Annotated in this window: 1 protein-coding gene and 1 pseudogene; both read left to right on the top strand. The window is 46.9% G+C overall.

Annotated features, from left to right (window positions below):
• A pseudogene (locus ACO0K1_RS20255) lies at positions 1-164 on the top strand (IS3 family transposase); the annotation flags it as partial.
• A gap of 66 nt (positions 165-230) precedes the next feature.
• On the top strand, positions 231-601 hold a 371-nt coding region (locus ACO0K1_RS20250; protein WP_423029010.1), incomplete at its 3' end, for an IS6 family transposase.

The following is a 601-nucleotide window of genomic DNA, read 5'->3' as shown; positions in this document are numbered from 1 at the left end:
AGCAGCAGCATCACCGGGGACGCGCAAGCAAACCGAGTACCAGAGTTGTTACAAGCCACTGTGCGACCGAACCGAATCGTCTGTGGGCTTGGGATATTACCTGGCTGCCGGCAGATGTGAAGGGGCTGTATTTTTACTGGTACATGGTGCTCGATGTCGGTTCCGTCGCATTAACTTTTTAAAAGCGAAATCGGTTATGCTCAGCACCTTTTTAAAATTGATGCTCAGCCATGCTTGATACGAAACGAATGCGATTTCCATTAGAAATTATCGCCGTCTGTATTCGTTGGTATGCAGCTTACCCACTCAGCTACCGCCATCTCGAAGAAATGATGCAAGAACGTGGCGTTGTTGTCGACCACTCCTCCATCAACCGCTGGGCAATCCGGTTTCTGCCTCTGATCGAAAAAATATTCAGAAAATATAAACGCCCTGTTGGTAGCAGCTGGAGAATGGATGAAACCTATATCAAGATCAATGGACAATGGAAATACTTGTATCGTGCCGTCGACAAAGAGGGACAAACCGTCGATTTTCTTTTAACTACTAAACGCGATAAAGCTGCTGCCATGCGCTTCTTCGACAAAGCCATGCTTCTCAA

The organism is Undibacterium sp. SXout20W (assembly GCF_049340285.1).
Classification (GTDB): Bacteria; Pseudomonadota; Gammaproteobacteria; order Burkholderiales; family Burkholderiaceae_D; genus Undibacterium.
The sequence above is the reverse complement of the archived record's forward strand: the minus strand, read 5'-3'. Positions and strand labels throughout refer to the sequence as shown.